This window comes from Listeria monocytogenes ATCC 19117, from assembly GCF_000307025.1.
Classification (GTDB): Bacteria; Bacillota; Bacilli; order Lactobacillales; family Listeriaceae; genus Listeria; species Listeria monocytogenes_B.
The window spans coordinates 837,024-855,273 of record NC_018584.1 but is presented as its reverse complement, the minus strand read 5'-3'; the positions used below and the strand labels follow the sequence as shown (position 1 = coordinate 855,273).

Genomic DNA, 18,250 nt, shown 5'->3' with positions numbered 1-18,250 from the left:
CAACATCGCAACTACAAAAAAACAGTTATTCTCTACTTTATTAAGCAGAAAATAACTGTTTTTATTTTATAACTCTAACCCTGCAATCACATTCTTAGCATCTGTCATCATCTCTTCAATAACATCTTTACAAGGTTTGATTTCTGTAATTAAGCCAGCGATTTGACCGGCCATGACGGAGCCGTTGTCTGTGTCGCCTTCTTGTACTGCTTTTCGTAAAGAACCTAAAGTTAGCTCTTCTAACGTGTCGCGATCGGCGTTTTCTTCTTCTAAACGGATGTATTCTTTAATCATTTTGTTTTTAATCGAGCGAACAGGGGCACCGGCTTTTCTTCCGGTAACCATTGTGTCGCGGTCGGAAGCTTTAATCACGGCTGCTTTAAAGTCTGGGTGTACTGGGCATTCGTCGGTTGCTAGGAAGCGTGTGCCGATTTGGACACCTTTTGCACCTAGAGCAAGCGCTGCGACGATTCCGCGACCATCTGCAATTCCACCTGCGCCAATGACTGGGATAGTAACGGCATCCACGATTTGAGGTAAAAGTGCCATTGTTGTTGTTTCGCCGACGTGTCCGCCTGCTTCTGTTCCTTCTGCGATAACTGCATCTGCGCCCATTTTTTCCATGCGTTTAGCAATCATCACGGATGGGACAACGGGAATCACGATAATTCCAGCTTCTTTCCAAATTGGCATGAACGTTTTTGGCGTTCCCGCTCCGGTTGTAACGATTCCCACTTTTTCTTCTATAATTACTTCGGTTAATTCGGCAATATTGGTCATCATTAGCATTAAGTTGACGCCAAATGGTTTATCTGTCAGTGCTTTTGTTTTTTTGATTTCTTCGCGTAGCATGTCGGCAGTCATTCCGCCAGAAGCGATAATTCCTAAACCGCCTGCATTAGATACAGCGGCTACAAGTGGAGCTTTGGCAATTTGAGCCATCGCACCTTGGATAATTGGATATTTAATATTTAATAAGTTCGTAATGGACATCTTTTTCCTCCTGCGTTCTTGTTTGTTTTATCACAATTTAGTATATCAAAAAACAGCCCTATAAACTAGAGCTGTTTTTCGCCATTAATTGGACTCTTCAGCATCCACAGCGAGCAAGACACAGCCAGTAATTCCAGCGTCATCTTCTAACTTTGGAGGAACGATATATTCATCTAAATCCGGCAATTGCACATAATTATTAACGAGTGCTTTTAATTTTTGGCGGACAAGTGGGAAAAGTTGGCGTTGTTTCATGACGCCACCACCTAACACGATTCTTTCTGGAGATAAGATAAGCGTGTAATTCATTAAAGCTTGCGCGATATAATGTGCTTCTAAATTCCACACTTCTTCATTATCCGCAAGTTCTGCCGCTTTTTGACCCCAACGTTTTTCAATTGCTCCACCTGCTGCAAGCCCCTCTAAACAGTCGCTATGACTCGGGCAACTTCCTGTGAAACGATCGCGCTTATGTCGGCGCACCATAATATGTCCCATTTCTGGGTGGGAGAAGCCTTCAAGAATTTTGCCTGAAACAACTGCTCCACCACCGATTCCTGTTCCGATCGTTAAATAAATACAACTATCCAAACCTGCTGCCGCGCCTAAACTTACCTCTCCTAAAGCGGCTGCATTAACATCCGTCGTAAAACCAATAGGTACATTAAATTCTTTTTTCATTGCACCAACGATATCATAATTGCGCCATGCAAGTTTTGGTGTTTGCGTGATATAACCGTATGTAGCACTTGATTTCCGAATATCAATCGGTCCAAATGAGCCAATCCCAATTGCTTTTAATTCATCCTCATACTGTTTAAAAAATTGAATGACTGCTTTCATTGTTTCTGCTGGCTCCGTTGTCGGGTAGCTCTCGCGCTTAATAATTTTCCCTGACTTTTCTCCGATTGCTACAACAAACTTAGTTCCGCCTGCTTCAATTGCTCCATAAACCATTCAAAAAACTTCCCTTCTCGTAAGTTTTATAACGCTTTCATTTTACAATAGATTTCTGGAAAAAGAAACTTATTTTCTAAAAACTTATAATTTTAATTCTAAATACCTAATTTAACAGATATTTAAATACAAAATTTACTTCTTAAAAATCCACTTCACAAGTCGCGCATATTCACCAAAAAATGGAGGGATTTCAGATGGATTTAATCCGTATTCCATATTATTTTTGATGCCTTGGTTGTACCATTTTTGCAGATCATAGCCGCGCTTAAAATAGCTCCAGACAGACTTTCCTTCTGAGCTTAAGGCATATTTGACGGAAGTTAAATTGTCTAGCTTATCCGCCACGATTAATGCTTTTTCTTCTAGGCTGCCAGTGCGGACTTGTTCAATCGTATGGGCTTTTCGTTCTTCCCAAGATAACGTTTTATTTTCTGTATGAGACGCTACTAAATCAGCTACTTCATCACCAAATGTTGCGCGAATATCGGCATCGGTCATTTCCGTATCCTCAACGGCATCGTGCAGTAATCCCGCAACAACAACTTCTTCGCGAAAACCAGCGCGGCGCAAAATTCTCGCTACGTTCAACGGATGCGAAAAATAAGGCTCGCCAGTAATTTTGCGAACTTGGCCACTATGCGCTTTGATCATCATCTGTCTCGCTTTTTCATACATAAAAAGAAGCCTCCACTCAGAATCTATGTCTATACTATACAAGATTCGAGCGAGGCTTTCTAGTTTTTTAATTATAAAAAGTAATTTCACGACCATTTAAATCTTGCACTGGTCGACTTGTATTACCAATTGCTTTTTCAAATTCAGTGAAATCTTCTTGGCCAAGTGTCTTCGCATTTTTTAACACGATCCAAGTTACGCCTTCCACGGTTGGTGGTGTTGTCCGTGAACCTTGGTACGTATAGAAAACACGTTCTTCTGGCATAAATTCATTCACGTCTAAAGTAATTTCCCGTTCTGTTTCAAAATCAGCGAACACTTCTGGGAAATAGGTTGGTAAATCTTTGAATTCGACATTATTTGTATTATCAATTTCCATCCAAGCACTCATTACAAGCGTTGTGCCGTCTGGTTTTTCATGAACAAAATGCCATTCAATCGGATATACATAACCGTCAAGCAAATGCTCCGCCGGAATATGTGCATGGAACGATACAAGCGGATAATACTCGCCGTTAAAGCGTAACCCTTGTTCTTTGTCATGCGGAAAAACATGCACCGATTGTTCAATTCTTCTAATCGTATAGTCTGTTTCTTTATAGTAAAATTTCATTGTTGATGGTTTTAATTTCACAACGTCAGCTTGTTCAATATCTACTGGCGATTGTGCCTTTCCAGTATGTGCGATTTCAAAGTCAGAGCAGATATGCCCCCACATTTCTGGCCCAGTCTTTTCATCGTAACCCCATAACACTTTCTCCTTAGTCATAACCATTTCTCCTTTTCGAAAAAAATTGCGTAACATTATTTTAGCGGATAGCTGATCTATTCCACAAGTTATATGCTTAATGTTCGTGTTTTGACTTTGGTGTGAACTCACGTGAAGATACTGGTGGCTTTATTTCCGGTACATCTTAAACTCCAAAAATAATTCATTATAATACGACAGCATTCGTTTACCGAGGTTATCATATACTTCTAAATTATTCAGTTCATCCATATCCGGATAAAAACGTTCATCACTCGAAATTTCTTTTGGTAACAATTCGACAGCTTTTGCATTTGGTGTTGCATAGCCAACATATTCAGCGTTAATTGCCGCATTCTCTGGTTTTAGCATGAAGTTAATAAATTTATGCGCGCCATCGACATTTTTCGCCGTTTTTGGGATGACCATGTTGTCGAACCATAAATTGGAGCCGTCTTTTGGAATTACGTATTCTAAATCTTCATTTTCACTTAACATTTCCGCCGCTTCTCCGGAGAAAGTAACCGCGACACCCGCCTCATTGTCCGCCATGAGAAGTTTAATCTCATCGCCAACAATTGCTTTTACATTCGGTGTCATCGTTTCTAGCTTGTCTCTGGCAGCTTGTAGGTGAGCTTTATTCGTATCGTTCAGTGAGTAACCGAGACTATTCAGCCCAAGCCCCATCACTTCACGCGCCCCATCAATCAGCAAAATTTGGTTTTTCAATTCGGGATCAAATAGCGCATTCCACGTATCGAAATTTTTATCCGGGAACATTTCTTTATTATAAATAATGCCAAGCGTTCCCCAGAAATAAGGCATCGAATATTTATTATCATCATCAAACGATAAATCCATAAAACGCGGATCAAGGTATTTTTCATTTGGTAATTTGGAATGATCAAGTGGGATCAACAAATTTTCTTCTTTCATTTTGCTAATCGCGTAATCACTTGGCACCGCAATATCAAAGGTCGTTCCACCTTGCTCAATTTTCGTCATCATCGCTTCATTAGAATCAAATGTTTGGTAAATGACCTTGATGCCTGTTTCTTTTTCAAATTTAGTAATGAGCGATGGATCAATGTAATCGCCCCAGTTATAAATAGTCAGCGTATTGCTCCCAGCATAGCCCTCAGAGCGGTTCATCGTTGTTGCAAGTAGCATCATTAGGAGTGCGACAACAATGACTGGCACAAAAATTTTCAGCAGTTGCTTCATTCTTTCGTCGCCCCCGTCCGAATATTTTTACTTGTATTACGTTGGTTGATAAAGTAATAACCGATCACGAGAATAATCGTGAATAAGAAAATCAGTGTCGACAAAGCATTGATAGAAAGCGAAATCCCTTGTCTAGCTCGGGAATAAATTTCCACTGCCAATGTCGAGAAGCCATTTCCAGTTACAAAGAACGTCACCGCAAAATCATCTAGCGAGTACGTTAATGCCATGAAAAATCCAGCTAAAACGCCTGGCATAATATACGGCAAAATAACCTTAGAAAGAACTTGCCACTGGCTTGCACCTAAGTCGCGCGCCGCATCCATTAACGTCGGGCTCATTTCTTGCAATTTCGGCAAAATCATCAATACGACAATCGGAATACTAAAGGCAATATGCGACACTAGGACGGAAATAAACCCTAATTTTACGCCTAAAATCGTGAAGAAAATCAAGAAACTAGCACCGATAATAACGTCCGGGCTAACAATCAACACATTATTCAAACTTAAAAGCGAGTTTTTCGCGAATGGTTTTGGCATAAATTTAATCGCTAGCGCCCCGCAAACGCCGATAATTGTCGCAATCACCGAAGAAAGCAGCGCAATTACAAACGTATTTAAAACAATAATTAGTAGGCGCGTATCTTGGAAAACTTCTTTATAATAACCAAGCGTAAAGCCACTAAAATTATGCATCGTGCCGCCTTTATTAAACGAATAAAAAATCAAATAGAAAATCGGCGCATATAAAATCACAAAAACAAGCACTAAATAAATCGTACCCCATTTACTTTTCTTCATTTACGCGCACCTCTTTTCTTTTTCGAGCCTGTTAGGAACATAATTAAAATCATCGCAATAATTAAAAATACGCCAATTGTCGAACCCATTCCCCAGTCTTGCGTTACTAGGAAATGCTCTTCAATCGCTGTTCCGAGCGTAATGACGCGGTTTCCTGCAATTAATCGTGTAATCATAAAGAGTGATAGTGCTGGAATAAAAACAGCCTGACACCCTGATTTCACGCCATCAGCAGTGAGCGGGAAAATCACCCGTCTAAATGTTGTCAAACTAGATGCGCCTAAATCGCGCGACGCTTGAATCAACGTCGGATTAATTTCCTCAATTGCATTAAAAATCGGTAATATCATAAACGGAATAAAAATATAGGTCGATACAAATAAGAAACTAAAATCCGTAAATAAAATCTGTTTCGAACCAATTCCAATTATTTCCAAAAATTGATTCGCCGCCCCGTATGTCCCAAAAATCCCAATAAAGGCATACGCTTTAAGCAGCAAATTAATCCAAGTTGGTAAAATAATAAGTAGCAACCACAATTGTTTATGTTTTAGTTTCGTTAATAAGTAAGCCGTTGGATACGAAATCAACAACGTAAAAACAGTAATTAAAAATGCGTACCAGAACGAACTAGCCGTCATTTTTAAATATACAGGCGTAAAAAAGTGAATATAATTATCTACCGTAAAATTGCCATCTACATCAAAAAAAGAATAATAAACAATTAATAAAATCGGCGCGACTACAAAAAGTAAAATCCAAAGTACATAAGGAACAAGGTAAACTGTACGGGTGCGTCTATTCATCACTGCACCTCATCGTAGCTATCAAGCCGCTTATCGAATTCTTCCTCCGTTTCCCCGAGACGCATAACATGAATTGCCTCTGGTTCAAACGCTAAGCCAATCTTATCACCCACACGAACTTTTCTCGTTGTGTGAACAAGCCATTCATTTCCATCAGTGTCGATACAACCTACTTCATAATGCACACCACGGAAAAGCATCCAGTCTACGGTTACTTGCAGTTGACCTTTTTCAGCCGAAGTAATCTCTAAATCTTCCGGACGGATAACTACTTCCACGACTTCATTTGGGCGGAAACCTTGGTCGACACATTCAAAACGTCTTTCCACAAATTCCACTTCGAAATCTTGTATCATTTTGCCATTAACAATGTTCGATTCGCCGATAAAATCTGCGACAAATTTATTAATTGGCTCGTCGTAAATATCAATTGGCGTACCACTTTGTTGAATTTCACCTTTATTTAACACAAAAATTTCATCACTCATCGCAAGTGCTTCTTCTTGATCATGTGTCACAAAAATAAACGTAATCCCAAGACGCTTTTGCAAATCGCGCAATTCATATTGCATTTCCGTACGTAGTTTTAAATCAAGCGCTGATAGTGGCTCATCAAGTAAAATAACTTCTGGTTCATTGACGATTGCCCGTGCAATCGCGACACGTTGTCTTTGTCCACCAGACATTTCGCTAATTTCTCTTTTTTCGTAGCCTTTTAAGTTAACAAAGCGCAGTGCTTCTTTTACTTTTTCGTCGATTGCATCTTTTTTTAGCTTTTTAATACGCAGACCAAAAGCCACATTTTCATACACATTTAAATGTGGAAATAACGCATAATCTTGGAAAACGGTATTTACAGGACGTTTATTGGCAGGAATTTGGTTAATTACTTTATCCCCTAGATAAATTTGTCCCTCTGAAGCTTCTAAAAATCCAGCTATTAAGCGCAAAATGGTCGTTTTCCCGCAACCAGATGGGCCAAGTAAAGTATAAAACTTCCCTTTTTCTATTTCAAAGCTGACATTGTCAAGCACTGGTGGATCATTATCAAATTGTTTTGTTACGTTTTCAAAACGAATAATTGTTTCTGTCACAATCATTTACCTCCCTTATAAATATGACTCTGTCGCTACTAAGATGAGTGTCGCTTGTTCATTCGATCGATTAATTATTTGATGTTCATCTGCGGCGTGGAAATAAATTGCTTCCCCTTTTTTGGCTACATACTCATTTCGACCAAGCAGCACGGTCACTTCCCCTTTTAGCACGTAGGCAAAAGTTTCTGAAAGTGATGGTTCGAAGCTTTTAAAACAGCTATTTGCCTCTATTTCAAGTAGCACTGGTTCCATTTCTTTTTCATTCGATTCTGGAACAAGCCACTTAATTCTGTAACCTTTTTCTTCATCTTCAAAGAAAGTATGCTCTAGTTCTCCGTAAATTACTTTTTGATTGTGTTCTTCTTCATCAAAGAAATCTTTCGGAGTAGAACCTAACACTTCCAAAATAGCAAATAACGTTTCGATAGAAGGAGAACTCAAATCTCGTTCTAGCTGAGAAATATATCCCTTCGTCAAATCCGTTCGTTCGCCTAATTCTTCTTGTGTCAAATTCTTACTGAGCCTAAGATTTTTTATGCGTTTGCCAATTTCCATGTCAATGTCCTTTCTTTCAAGTTTAGTGATAGTAAACCTCAAGTCACAGAAGTTTACTAATATTAAACACAAAGTTTACTTACAGCAAGCTACATTATACAACAAAGCTTCCACATGAACAATAGTTTTTTTGAATTTCTCTAAGATAGACAACGTTTATTTTTAGTGCTAAAATTTCTTTAATAAAACAGCTTAGGTGGCAGATATTCATGAAAAAATATCGCTTTTCAGAACTCAATATCAATATAGGTACCGTGCTTCTTATAATTATGATTAGCTTTACCTTTATTACTTTTATAATAATTGGAATGACACTTCCGGTACCATGGGAATATTTTGTTATTCTTTTTGTCATAGCCCTCATGTTCTCAGTATTTTTCAAGAGGCTTTTTCCAAGTAACTTTTCTGTTAGTGAAGAAGCTTTTTACTATAAAGAAAAAGCATATCCTTATAGCGAATATCTTATCGAATGCGATGCTAAATTAATTCGCTTTAATGGAGGCTCCAGAGGGATGCCTTACTATCGAATTGTTATCATAAATAAAGATACACGCGCAGAAAAACTAATTCGAGTATACAATGCAGAGCGTAGATACAAGAACGCAAATAAGCATATGCAAGAACTAATGGAAGAACTGCGTAATGAAATCAATCAATATCAAGCTTAACTAAAACATCTTAGGTGGTGCACAAAAATGAAAAGCTACCCTTTCTTTAAATATAATATGAATATCAAAACATTTTTTATGTTTATTGTTTGTTTTGCAATACTTAGCCTTGGACTGTATTTTTTTATTACCTTTGAGTCACTCCGTATTTGGCAATTTTTTGGTATATATACCTTTTTTAGCGCGTATACTATTTACGTACTGACTACTTATGTTAATGGTACTGTTTCCGTTAATAGTCATGCGCTCTTTTATAAAAAAGGGTTTTCGGATAAAAAGTATCTTTTCAATCAATATATGCTGGAGTGTGACACCAGATTGCACGGGCGGACCACTTCTTTTCTTCCCTTTTACACAATCAATATTCTTGATTTAGAGACAGGTAAAGAAACAAAAATTAAGATTCGTAATGCAGCTATCGTTCACAGAAATGGCAGAAAGAACTTCCATTTAGAAATAGTAAATCTCGCCGAACAATTAAAAAAAATACAAGCTAAATAGAAAGCCCTAAGAACAAGACACTGTTCTTAGGGCTTTTTGTCATTCTAAAAAATCATCATATAAATATGTTTCAATCATATTTAAATTTTGGCGTAAGTCTCGGGCTAAGTCTCTCGAGATCCCGCCTTTTTCAAACATATTCTGAATAATATCACGTTCTAATTGGAAAGCCAGCACTTGGACTTCGCGTTTTTTCTGTTCGAATTTTGCTCGCTTACCTCTTGGACTGTGCTCTTTTCTTACGCGTTCTAGGAAAATAGTATGTTCGGTAATTAATGGGCCAATGATATCAACATTCTCTTTCGTTAGTTGTTCTTTGAGTTTAGAAATAATGAGTACTTCATTTTCTTCGCGTAATTGGCGAATTGCTTGGAATCGTTCGCTGTCTTTAGAAATACCTTTTTTCACTTTATGCGTGATTCTACCCCATTTTTTCGGGTGAATGACAAGCATTATTAGACGATAAAGGAACATCCACGCTGTTTTTATTTTTGTCCGGAAGCGCTGTTTGATCGCTTGTTCCATCATATTAAGATAGTGTTGATAACGATAGCTATCTGTAGCAACAATGCGTCCTTCATCGGTCATTTTTTGGGTGTTTTCACGTTCCCACTGGATGATCTCTAATCGTTTGGCACGTTCTCTTTCATCCATGCCTCGATTCGAACTATTATTTTGCTGTAAATCGTAAATTCGTCTGCGATAATCTTCAATTACTTCATCCGTTGCCGCTTTCGTTTCAGGTAGCATCTGTTCTTTTAATTCCCTGATTACGTTTCTCAGGATTCGAATCCGGGTTGCAGTTTCAGCTCGTTCATCTTCCGTTGTCACTTCTTCACTTTTGGCAAGTAACGGTAAAATAAATGTCGCAATCACTAATGTACAAAGAATAACACCTGATGCGATAAAAATAATTAGCGAGCGCTGCGGAAATAGTGATCCGTCATCTAAGAAAAACGGGATTGCGAGCGCACTGGCAAGTGTAACTGCCCCGCGAACACCAGAAAGCGATGTAAGTACAACGGGTCTAAACTTAGGTAGCTGTGTTTTTTTATTTTGTTTCTGTCTTTGTTTTGCGCCGATGCTCCACGATATGTATACCCATAAAAAGCGCAGTAAAATTAAGGCAGCTGTGATAGACAAAATGTAAGCCATCACTTGTAAATTACTACTTCCTGAATCATTCCAAACTACTTCTGTAATCGCAGGAAGTTGTGTGCCTAAAAGTAAAAATACTAAACCATTTAAAACAAAAATGATCACCGACCAAGTACTTTGCGAAACGACATTTAATTTCACCGACTGAGGATCCATTTTCTTTTGTTCCATCGAGTGCATAATTCCGGCTGCAACAACTGCCAAAATCCCAGAAACATGGATTTCTTCTGCCGCTAAGTAAATAATAAATGGTGTTAAAATTTGGATAAGCATATGAAACGTAACATCTTCCATGCCAAGGCCGCGAACCCATTTTAACAATCGGAATTTTAACCAACTCAAAATGAGCCCAACTAAAATACCACCAATCGCAATGACAAAAAAGCTAATACTTGCATCCATAAAACTGAAAACGCCGGTCACCATCGCTGCAATCGCGAACTGGAATGCCACGAGTCCTGACGCGTCGTTGATTAATGCCTCACCTTCGAGCAAATTCATAATTCGTTTCGGTAAATTAATCCGCCCAGAAAGAGAACTAACTGCTACAGCATCCGTTGGCGCAAGAGCCGCTGCTAAGGCAAAAGCTGCTGCTAGTGGAATCGTCGGAATCATCCAGTGGACAAAATATCCAATCACGACAACCGTTGCAAATACAAGTCCGAGCGCTAATACTAAAATCGGCATTCGCATACCCCAAAGAGCTGCTTTGTCCGTCTGTCTTCCGTCATTAAATAGCAATGGCGCAATAAACATCACTAGAAAAAGTTCTGGATTTAATTGCAAATCAAACGTAATCGGCATAATGGCAATTAATACACCAAGGCCAATTTGGATTAGTGGTATCGAAACAAAGGGAACAAACCGGTTGAGTAAATTAGAAATAAAGATGGCCACAAGTAATGCTAAAACATATAAAAATATCTCCAATATGTATCGTCCCCTTTCGTTTTTTCTCCTATATTATTATGAAGCAAAATAACCTAACTCGCAAATATAAAACAGCTTTATTTCTATGCATCCATCCCGCTTGCAAAGAAATAAAGCTCCCTATTAGATTATTTTTCTTTTTCTTTTTTATATTGATCAATTTGATCGTTTAAGTTTTTCATTTTTTCATCTAAATGGGTGATAATTCGTGCGGCGTCTTGTAATTCTTTTACTAACTCAATTGGTGCTTCTTGTTGATATTTATAATAAATTTTATGCTCCAAACTCGCCCAAAAATCCATGGCAACTGTCCGAATTTGGATTTCCACGGTCATTTTCTCGGAACGATTTGTCAGGAATACAGGTACTTCGCAAAGTAAATGTAAACTCCGATAGCCATTAGGTTTTGGATTCGTTACATAGTCCTTTACTCGTTTGATAGTGATATCACTTTGCCCTGCAAGCATTTCGTGAATTCTAAAAATATCTGAAACAAAAGAACAAGTAATCCGAATGCCCGCAATATCGTGTACATATTTTAGTGCATTTTCTGGCGTGATATCCACCTTTTTCTTTTCTAATTTTGCTCCGATACTTTCTAGTGACTTCACACGTGACTTCAAATGTTCCATTGGATTATAATCATGAATAAATTGAAATTCTTCATTCAATATCTTAAGTTTCGTGTTGACTTCTTCTAACGCAAAACGGTGAAGAAGCATAACATTTCGCCAATTTTTTAGCTCATCTACTGATGGTTGTTCCATGAGGACACTCCTTCCATATGTATAAACTTCCTATTCCATGTTACTACAAAACCGAGGTCAGTGTAACTATATGTCTAAAGTTTCACCACTTTCTCATGAAATTTTCATAAAAAAGCCTAGAATAAAAAATTTATTCTAGGCTTTTCTTCTATTATTATGAAGTTACCGGGCAACTAATTACTTCGTCTGTATTTGTGACAAGCAGTAGATTACGATTATAATACTGACCATCGCTTTTTAGAATCATGGTTTTTTCTGTGTCGTTGTAATCGATAGTTAGCGCTTCTTCTAAAAACATTTCTGTCCATCGTTTAATTAGCACTGGACCAATGTTTGATTCAATTTCGTCATCTTCCGCTGTTTTCTCTTCTACTAATCGCAATGTGAAAATACCGCTATTTTCGCAAGAACAGCCTTCTGTATCATAATACAAATGTAGCCGCCCTTCTAAATTCGACCGTAGTGCAGCAAGCCGATTTTTAGCGCTATCTGTAAATGTTATATACATAACTTATCACCTCTAGCTCTATTATACACCCACATTTCCAACTTTACCTCCGCACTGCTCACATACGATTAATTTCACAAATTATACATTGGGTTTTCATTCATTTGCGTGGTATGATAGAAATGTATTTACAAAGGGGGAGAAACACGCAGATGACCGCTTATCCACAATTCGATGTTATTTTAAAAGCATTAAATTTGTCTAGCGTAGGAGTAATTATTACAGATCCTGAGCAAAAAGATAATCCAATTATTTTTGTTAACACTGGTTTTGAAAATATTACCGGCTATGCTAAAGAAGAAGCACTTGGCTCCAATTGTCACTTTTTACAAGGAGATGATACTGACAAAAAAGAAGTTGCAAAAATCCGTCATGCCATTAACGAAAAATCAACTGCGAATGTTTTACTAAAAAATTACCGAAAAGATGGTACTTCTTTTATGAATGAACTTACGATTGAACCGATTTACGATGATCATAATCATCTCTATTTTGTTGGCATTCAAAAAGATGTGACGACAGAGCACGACTATCAGCTGGAACTCGAGAAATCATTAACAGAAATCGAGAAACTTTCCACGCCAATTGTTCCGATTAAAGAAAACATTTGTGTGTTACCACTGATAGGCTCGCTAACACATGACCGTTTTCAGCATATGTCTGAATATGTGAGTGAATACATGGACCATGGCAAGGAAGATTATTTGATTATGGATCTTTCTGGTTTAGCTGAATTTAATGAAGATGCGGTAATGAATCTTGTGAAGTTCCACGGATTTATGAAATTAACTGGTGTAGAGCTCATCATCACCGGAATATCGCCAAAATTCGCCATGACATTAATTCGCTACGAAGAAAACCTAGCCAGCTTAACTACATACAGCACAATCAAAGAAGCATTACAATTTTACTAAAAGATATTGCAAAATAGCCCGTTTTCCGTTATTATGGGTAAATAATCAAATATAAACCCTCATCCAAATGGTGAGGTAGAGGTTGCGAGATGCACTAGTAATTTTTTCGAGGCGAAACAAAGACGCCGACGACAAAGAATGAACAGGTTGATCGCCGAAGTGACTATTTTCTCTTTGTTTAGAAATAGTTGTTGGGACAGTTTCCTAAAGGGGCTGGACTGCTATAAGAATTTGTCGAAATTTCTTATAGGTGTGCTATCTGACAAAATGATGTTGGTAAAATACGTAACAGCCAATTTCTTGCAGATTGGCTGTTTTTGCGCACTTCCTCTGATAATAGAAAGGGAGATTAATAGTGAAGAAAGAAACACATGGCGAGATTCGTCGTGACTTAAAAACAAGGCATTTGTCCATGATTGCCATTGGTGGTTCAATCGGGACGGGATTATTTTTAGCAAGTGGTAATGCGATTCATACAGCAGGACCTGGTGGCGCTTTAGTTGCTTATATAGCAATCGGGATTATGGTGTACTTTTTAATGACAAGTTTAGGCGAAATGGCTACTTACATGCCTGTATCTGGTTCATTTAGTACCTATGCTAGTCGATTTGTTGACCCAGCTTTCGGTTTTGCGCTTGGTTGGAATTATTGGTTTAACTGGGCCATTACACTTGCGGTTGATATTTCCACTGCTGCAATTATCGTTCAATTTTGGCTACCGAACACCCCCGCTTGGCTATGGAGCGCGATTTTCTTAATTTTGATTTTCGGCTTAAACGCGCTTTCGGTAAAAGCATACGGAGAATCAGAGTATTGGTTTTCAATTATTAAAGTGGCCACGGTTATTATTTTCCTTATCGTCGGCGTGCTTACTATTGTCGGAATTCTTGGCGGCGAAGTTATTGGCTTTTCTAACTTTACTGCTGGCGATGCTCCGTTTAAAGGTGGATTTTTTGCCATCTTAGGTACCTTCTTAATTGCTGGATTTTCTTTCCAAGGGACTGAAATGGTTGGTATTGCAGCTGGTGAAAGTGCTACTCCAGAAACCAGCGTGCCAAAAGCGATTAAACAAGTATTCTGGCGGATTTTGCTATTTTATATTTTTGCGATTTTCATTATTGGGATGATTATTCCTTATACTAACCCGAATTTACTTAGTGCCGAGGCAACAGATGTGGCAATTAGCCCATTTACACTCGTATTTGAAAAAGCTGGTCTTGCATTTGCGGCTTCCGTAATGAATGCGGTTATCCTGACTTCTGTTTTATCTGCTGGTAATTCAGGTCTTTACGCTTCCACAAGAATGCTTTGGGCAATGGCTCGTGATAAAAAAGCGCCTAAATTCTTGGGTAAAGTAAACCGTCGTGGCATTCCGATGGCTGCTTTAATTGTTACGACGATTGTTGGTGCAATGACATTCATTACAACGCTAACAGAAAACGGCACAGTGATTTATACGTGGTTACTTTCCGCCTCTGGTTTAACCGGATTTATTGCTTGGGTCGGCATCGCTATCAGTCATTACCGTTTCCGAAAAGCATTTATCAAACAAGGACATGACTTAAGTGAACTAAAATATAAAGCAAAATTTTTCCCATTCGGACCTATTTTAGCACTAATTTTATGTATTTTAGTTATTGTCGGTCAAGATTACGCGGCATTTTTGAAACCAGAATTTACGAATCCTGCTTGGTGGCAAAAAATCGGTATTTCTTATATCGGCCTCCCTATTTTCCTTGTTTTCTGGCTATCTTTTAAATTTACAAATAAAACAAAAGTTATTCCACTGGAAGACTGCAAATTTGATCAAAAATAAAAAAACATCTCTTGTTCATTCATTTTTACTTGAATGATACAGGAGATGTTTTTATTTACTCTTTTTCAGTAAGGTTTCGACTTTTTTATTTAGGCGAATTAATTCTTCTATTTCGTTTTCGGTTAGGTTTTCGAATACTTTCATCATGGCTTTGTACATAAAAGCGTTTGCAGTGGAGCGTTTCGATAAGTCTTCTCCTTTTTTCGAAAGCTTGAGTGTTAAATCCATGCTGTCATTTGGAATTGTTTTGTTTAATTTCACTACTAAGCCAAGGCTGATTAACCCGTCAACATTAGCTGCAGCCGAACTTCCAGTAATAATTAATCGTTTCGTTAAATCCGCCACTGAAATACCAGGTGTGCTGTAAATCACATTAATCATGGCAAGTTGCTGAATCGTTAATCCTAAACTCGCCGCATTTTGATCGGCATATCCCGCTGAAATTCGCTGGATTGACCAATAAGTTTTTAATAGTTCACTAATATTTTCTGTATCTGTATTAATTCCTACCATCATCCAACCTCCTCTTGTAACCTATTCTACGCACTTTAACCGAAAAACTCAATCATATTTACGAAAAAAATATATTTATAATACGTTTTTATAGTTGCTTATTAAAAGTAAGTATGATATAGTTTACTTATAAACAGTTAAGCAATTGCTTTTCTAAGGCGTAAAAGTATTTTTTCTCAGGTTTAATTTCTTAGGATTTAGGCTAGATTAAAAGAGAATGCTTTTATAAAAAAACATATTTGGAGGAATGAAACAATGACAGTAGAAAAATGGAACGTAGACCCAGCGCATAGTTCAATCGAATTTCAAGTAAAACACATGATGGTATCAAAAGTAAAAGGTGCATTTAGCGATTTCACAGCGGATATCGAAATGGATCCAGAAGATTTAACTTCTGCAAAATTAAACTTCTCTGTTGCAGCCGCTTCTGTTGACACTCGTCAAGCGCAACGTGATGGACATTTGAAAAGCGAAGACTTCTTTAATGTAGAAAAATATCCAAACGTGACTTTTTCGGCAACAAAAATTACAGCTGACGGCGATGATGAATACGAAGTGACTGGTGACTTAACTATTCGCGACGTAACCAAACCTCTTACACTAGAAGTAAGCTACGAAGGAACAGGAAAAGATCCAAATACTGGCAACATGGTAGCTGGCTTTGAAGCAAAAGGTAAATTCAACCGCAAAGACTTTGGCCTTAATTACAATGCTGCGTTAGAAACTGGTGGCGTACTTATTGGCGACGAAGTGAAATTAAACATCCAAATCGAAGCAAGCAAATAATTGTGGAAACTACGAATAGCTAGCCTATTCGTAGTTTTTTTTGTAGCTTTATTCCCCCTTTTAAGCTAAAATAGTTCTATTGTTTAAAAAAAGGGGGCTAACATCGCTATGGAAAATAAACAAAATGGACAGCTAGGCGGAATCATCGCTGGCGCTCTCGCTTATGTATGTTGGGGTGTCCTTCCGATTTACTGGAAGCTAGTCACAAATGTCCCACCAATGGAGATTTTGGCCTATAGAATTATATGGTCTTTTATTTTTATGTTATTTTTGATCGTTTGTTTGCGAAAAGCTTCGATGGTTTTTCAAGAAACTAAGGACGTATTGCTTAAACCAAAAACGCTGATTGCGATTATTGCGGCAGCTTTTTTAGTGACAGCAAACTGGTATTTATTCATTTATACGGTGAATAGTGGGCATGTGACCGAAGCAAGTCTTGGTTATTACATCAATCCACTTGTAAACGTACTTCTCGCAACAGTTATCTTAAAAGAACGCTTGAGTCGTGGCGAAATTATTGCTGTTATTTCTGCTACTATCGGTGTTTTAATCCTCACATGGCATCTTGGATCTGTTCCTTGGGCGGCAATCGGTATGGCGGTTACTTTCTCGCTTTACGGGCTAATTAAAAAAGTCGTTTCCGTATCTGTTTGGACTGGTTTAACCCTTGAGACAATGATTATTACGCCATTCGCGCTTATTTATGTAATCTTTTTCGCGACCAATGGATTAATGCAGTACGCGGCACAAACCAATATTATTTTAGTTGGCGCTGGTGTCGTTACAGCTATACCACTCCTTCTGTTTGCCACTGCTGCGAAAAAAATTAGCTATACAATGGTTGGCTTCCTGCAATATATCGGACCAACATTAATGCTCGCACTCGGCGTATTACTATTTAAAGAAAGTTTCGATCATATGCAATTGTTTGCATTCATGTTTATTTGGTTAGCACTGATTATTTTCACGATTTCTCACATTTATTCCGCAGCCAAAATTAAACAATTAGCAAACGCCGCAAAAAAATAAATGTTTCCCAGTCCCCTCTTTCGGGAATAATTCTTCTATCAAACGAGAATCTATTCCATAAAAATGAATAGGGGGCTTTTTTCATGAAAATTGGTATCATTGGTGCTACGGGCCGAGCTGGTTCGAGAATTTTAGAAGAAGCAAAAAATCGTGGTCACGAAGTAACAGCCATTGTTAGAAACGCCGGGAAAATCACGCAAACACACAAAGATATTAATATTTTACAAAAAGATATTTTTGATTTAACTCTTTCAGATTTATCAGACCAAAATGTCGTTGTTGATGCTTATGGCATCAGTCCAGACGAAGCAGAAAAACATGTCACTTCCCTTGATCACTTAATTTCTGTTTTAAATGGAACTGTGTCTCCGCGCTTACTTGTCGTTGGCGGAGCAGCTAGTCTGCAAATTGATGAAGACGGAAACACGCTTTTAGAGTCCAAGGGCCTACGGGAAGCGCCTTACTATCCAACTGCACGTGCGCAAGCGAAACAATTAGAGCATTTAAAATCACATCAAGCAGAATTCAGTTGGACTTACATTAGCCCTTCTGCCATGTTTGAACCCGGCGAACGCACTGGAGACTATCAAATAGGAAAAGATCATCTCTTATTTGGTAGCGATGGTAATAGTTTTATCAGTATGGAAGACTATGCAATTGCTGTTTTAGATGAAATTGAACGACCTAATCACTTAAATGAACGCTTTACAGTAGCCGGAAAATAGACTTAAAGTCGAAGGATCACTTTGATCCTTCGACTTTTTTGTACAAAATAAAACTCCCAATTGGCGAAAACTTC

20 protein-coding genes and 1 riboswitch are annotated in these 18,250 nt (G+C 38.1%); of the genes, 7 read left to right on the top strand and 13 right to left on the bottom strand.

From position 1 onward, the window contains the following. Positions 1-66: 66 nt before the first annotated feature. The 9 genes from LMOATCC19117_RS04220 to LMOATCC19117_RS04180 all read right to left on the bottom strand — a co-directional run bounded on the left by LMOATCC19117_RS04220 (position 67) and on the right by LMOATCC19117_RS04180 (position 7,861). Entirely contained in the window at positions 67-993 is a 927-nt protein-coding gene (locus LMOATCC19117_RS04220) for a nitronate monooxygenase (protein WP_003727146.1), read from the bottom strand. An 84-nt stretch (positions 994-1,077) separates the two neighbouring features. Further along, complete coding sequence (locus LMOATCC19117_RS04215) at positions 1,078-1,950, bottom strand: ROK family protein (protein ID WP_003726366.1); 873 nt, start codon at positions 1,948-1,950, stop codon at positions 1,078-1,080. A gap of 135 nt (positions 1,951-2,085) precedes the next feature. After that, the gene (locus LMOATCC19117_RS04210; protein ID WP_003727148.1) at positions 2,086-2,628 is read right to left on the bottom strand and encodes an HD domain-containing protein; all 543 of its coding nucleotides are present in this window, start codon (positions 2,626-2,628) and stop codon (positions 2,086-2,088) included. Positions 2,629-2,695: 67 nt separating this feature from the next. Beyond that, a complete protein-coding gene (locus tag LMOATCC19117_RS04205) occupies positions 2,696-3,397 on the bottom strand; it encodes a carbonic anhydrase (protein WP_003727149.1) in 702 nt (233 codons plus the stop codon). A 129-nt stretch (positions 3,398-3,526) separates the two neighbouring features. Next, positions 3,527-4,600 (bottom strand): ABC transporter substrate-binding protein, encoded by a 1,074-nt coding sequence (locus LMOATCC19117_RS04200; protein ID WP_003721374.1) that lies wholly within the window; start codon positions 4,598-4,600, stop codon positions 3,527-3,529. Beyond that, positions 4,597-5,403 (bottom strand): ABC transporter permease, encoded by an 807-nt coding sequence (locus LMOATCC19117_RS04195; RefSeq protein ID WP_003721373.1) that lies wholly within the window; start codon positions 5,401-5,403, stop codon positions 4,597-4,599. Before LMOATCC19117_RS04195 ends, LMOATCC19117_RS04200 begins: the two co-directional genes overlap by 4 nt. Further along, positions 5,400-6,209 (bottom strand): ABC transporter permease, encoded by an 810-nt coding sequence (locus LMOATCC19117_RS04190; protein WP_003726404.1) that lies wholly within the window; start codon positions 6,207-6,209, stop codon positions 5,400-5,402. Before LMOATCC19117_RS04190 ends, LMOATCC19117_RS04195 begins: the two co-directional genes overlap by 4 nt. Then, entirely contained in the window at positions 6,209-7,303 is a 1,095-nt protein-coding gene (locus LMOATCC19117_RS04185) for an ABC transporter ATP-binding protein (RefSeq protein WP_003741802.1), read from the bottom strand. Before LMOATCC19117_RS04185 ends, LMOATCC19117_RS04190 begins: the two co-directional genes overlap by 1 nt. 15 nt (positions 7,304-7,318) lie before the next feature. Continuing rightward, the gene (locus LMOATCC19117_RS04180) at positions 7,319-7,861 is read right to left on the bottom strand and encodes a helix-turn-helix domain-containing protein (RefSeq protein ID WP_003727150.1); all 543 of its coding nucleotides are present in this window, start codon (positions 7,859-7,861) and stop codon (positions 7,319-7,321) included. Between the two features lie 209 nt (positions 7,862-8,070). Between LMOATCC19117_RS04180 and LMOATCC19117_RS04175 the strand changes: the two genes are divergently transcribed. Beyond that, positions 8,071-8,529, top strand: a complete 459-nt coding sequence (locus LMOATCC19117_RS04175) for a hypothetical protein (protein WP_003727151.1) — start codon at positions 8,071-8,073, stop codon at positions 8,527-8,529. Between the two features lie 27 nt (positions 8,530-8,556). After that, entirely contained in the window at positions 8,557-9,030 is a 474-nt protein-coding gene (locus LMOATCC19117_RS04170) for a hypothetical protein (RefSeq protein ID WP_003726666.1), read from the top strand. 39 nt (positions 9,031-9,069) lie between these two features. Here the strand turns inward: LMOATCC19117_RS04170 and LMOATCC19117_RS04165 are convergent, their stop codons facing one another. The 3 genes from LMOATCC19117_RS04165 to LMOATCC19117_RS04155 all read right to left on the bottom strand — a co-directional run bounded on the left by LMOATCC19117_RS04165 (position 9,070) and on the right by LMOATCC19117_RS04155 (position 12,393). After that, on the bottom strand, positions 9,070-11,118 hold the full coding sequence (locus tag LMOATCC19117_RS04165; RefSeq protein ID WP_014929039.1) for a Na+/H+ antiporter: 2,049 nt from the start codon (positions 11,116-11,118) through the stop codon (positions 9,070-9,072). Positions 11,119-11,246: 128 nt separating this feature from the next. Further along, entirely contained in the window at positions 11,247-11,885 is a 639-nt protein-coding gene (locus LMOATCC19117_RS04160) for a GTP pyrophosphokinase (RefSeq protein ID WP_003726664.1), read from the bottom strand. A 154-nt stretch (positions 11,886-12,039) separates the two neighbouring features. Then, positions 12,040-12,393, bottom strand: a complete 354-nt coding sequence (locus LMOATCC19117_RS04155) for an iron-sulfur cluster biosynthesis family protein (RefSeq protein ID WP_003726663.1) — start codon at positions 12,391-12,393, stop codon at positions 12,040-12,042. Between the two features lie 152 nt (positions 12,394-12,545). Here LMOATCC19117_RS04155 and LMOATCC19117_RS04150 point away from each other — a divergent pair, with 152 nt between their 5' ends. Together LMOATCC19117_RS04150 and LMOATCC19117_RS04145 are read left to right on the top strand one after the other, a co-directional pair. Then, positions 12,546-13,307 carry a blue-light photoreceptor gene (locus LMOATCC19117_RS04150; RefSeq protein WP_003726662.1) on the top strand — a complete coding sequence of 254 codons (762 nt, stop codon included), beginning with the start codon at positions 12,546-12,548 and terminating at the stop codon, positions 13,305-13,307. 68 nt (positions 13,308-13,375) lie between these two features. Further along, positions 13,376-13,573: riboswitch (Lysine riboswitch) on the top strand. 89 nt (positions 13,574-13,662) lie between these two features. Continuing rightward, the gene (locus LMOATCC19117_RS04145) at positions 13,663-15,123 is read left to right on the top strand and encodes an amino acid permease (protein ID WP_003727153.1); all 1,461 of its coding nucleotides are present in this window, start codon (positions 13,663-13,665) and stop codon (positions 15,121-15,123) included. Between the two features lie 51 nt (positions 15,124-15,174). Here the strand turns inward: LMOATCC19117_RS04145 and LMOATCC19117_RS04140 are convergent, their stop codons facing one another. Further along, positions 15,175-15,636, bottom strand: a complete 462-nt coding sequence (locus LMOATCC19117_RS04140; RefSeq protein WP_003724157.1) for a MarR family winged helix-turn-helix transcriptional regulator — start codon at positions 15,634-15,636, stop codon at positions 15,175-15,177. A 255-nt stretch (positions 15,637-15,891) separates the two neighbouring features. Here LMOATCC19117_RS04140 and LMOATCC19117_RS04135 point away from each other — a divergent pair, with 255 nt between their 5' ends. From LMOATCC19117_RS04135 to LMOATCC19117_RS04125, 3 genes are all read left to right on the top strand, one after another. Next, positions 15,892-16,422, top strand: coding sequence for a YceI family protein (locus tag LMOATCC19117_RS04135; RefSeq protein ID WP_003727154.1), 531 nt, complete (start codon positions 15,892-15,894; stop codon positions 16,420-16,422). 108 nt (positions 16,423-16,530) lie between these two features. Beyond that, complete coding sequence (gene rarD, locus LMOATCC19117_RS04130; RefSeq protein ID WP_003734267.1) at positions 16,531-17,451, top strand: EamA family transporter RarD; 921 nt, start codon at positions 16,531-16,533, stop codon at positions 17,449-17,451. An 83-nt stretch (positions 17,452-17,534) separates the two neighbouring features. Beyond that, positions 17,535-18,176 carry an NAD(P)-dependent oxidoreductase gene (locus tag LMOATCC19117_RS04125; RefSeq protein WP_003726297.1) on the top strand — a complete coding sequence of 214 codons (642 nt, stop codon included), beginning with the start codon at positions 17,535-17,537 and terminating at the stop codon, positions 18,174-18,176. Positions 18,177-18,250: the final 74 nt, after the last annotated feature.

Excerpts from the sequence above, each read along its gene's own strand:
- LMOATCC19117_RS04180 (WP_003727150.1), bottom strand. The coding sequence starts at position 7,861 with ATGGAAATTGGCAAACGCATAAAAAATCTTAGGCTCAGTAAGAATTTG.
- LMOATCC19117_RS04175 (WP_003727151.1), top strand. The coding sequence starts at position 8,071 with ATGAAAAAATATCGCTTTTCAGAACTCAATATCAATATAGGTACCGTG.
- LMOATCC19117_RS04215 (WP_003726366.1), bottom strand. The coding sequence starts at position 1,950 with ATGGTTTATGGAGCAATTGAAGCAGGCGGAACTAAGTTTGTTGTAGCA.
- LMOATCC19117_RS04220 (WP_003727146.1), bottom strand. The coding sequence starts at position 993 with ATGTCCATTACGAACTTATTAAATATTAAATATCCAATTATCCAAGGT.
- LMOATCC19117_RS04125 (WP_003726297.1), top strand. The coding sequence starts at position 17,535 with ATGAAAATTGGTATCATTGGTGCTACGGGCCGAGCTGGTTCGAGAATT.
- LMOATCC19117_RS04170 (WP_003726666.1), top strand. The coding sequence starts at position 8,557 with ATGAAAAGCTACCCTTTCTTTAAATATAATATGAATATCAAAACATTT.
- rarD (WP_003734267.1), top strand. The coding sequence starts at position 16,531 with ATGGAAAATAAACAAAATGGACAGCTAGGCGGAATCATCGCTGGCGCT.
- LMOATCC19117_RS04190 (WP_003726404.1), bottom strand. The coding sequence starts at position 6,209 with ATGAATAGACGCACCCGTACAGTTTACCTTGTTCCTTATGTACTTTGG.
- LMOATCC19117_RS04200 (WP_003721374.1), bottom strand. The coding sequence starts at position 4,600 with ATGAAGCAACTGCTGAAAATTTTTGTGCCAGTCATTGTTGTCGCACTC.
- LMOATCC19117_RS04205 (WP_003727149.1), bottom strand. The coding sequence starts at position 3,397 with ATGACTAAGGAGAAAGTGTTATGGGGTTACGATGAAAAGACTGGGCCA.
- LMOATCC19117_RS04155 (WP_003726663.1), bottom strand. The coding sequence starts at position 12,393 with ATGTATATAACATTTACAGATAGCGCTAAAAATCGGCTTGCTGCACTA.
- LMOATCC19117_RS04160 (WP_003726664.1), bottom strand. The coding sequence starts at position 11,885 with ATGGAACAACCATCAGTAGATGAGCTAAAAAATTGGCGAAATGTTATG.
- LMOATCC19117_RS04150 (WP_003726662.1), top strand. The coding sequence starts at position 12,546 with ATGACCGCTTATCCACAATTCGATGTTATTTTAAAAGCATTAAATTTG.
- LMOATCC19117_RS04135 (WP_003727154.1), top strand. The coding sequence starts at position 15,892 with ATGACAGTAGAAAAATGGAACGTAGACCCAGCGCATAGTTCAATCGAA.
- LMOATCC19117_RS04210 (WP_003727148.1), bottom strand. The coding sequence starts at position 2,628 with ATGTATGAAAAAGCGAGACAGATGATGATCAAAGCGCATAGTGGCCAA.
- LMOATCC19117_RS04140 (WP_003724157.1), bottom strand. The coding sequence starts at position 15,636 with ATGGTAGGAATTAATACAGATACAGAAAATATTAGTGAACTATTAAAA.
- LMOATCC19117_RS04195 (WP_003721373.1), bottom strand. The coding sequence starts at position 5,403 with ATGAAGAAAAGTAAATGGGGTACGATTTATTTAGTGCTTGTTTTTGTG.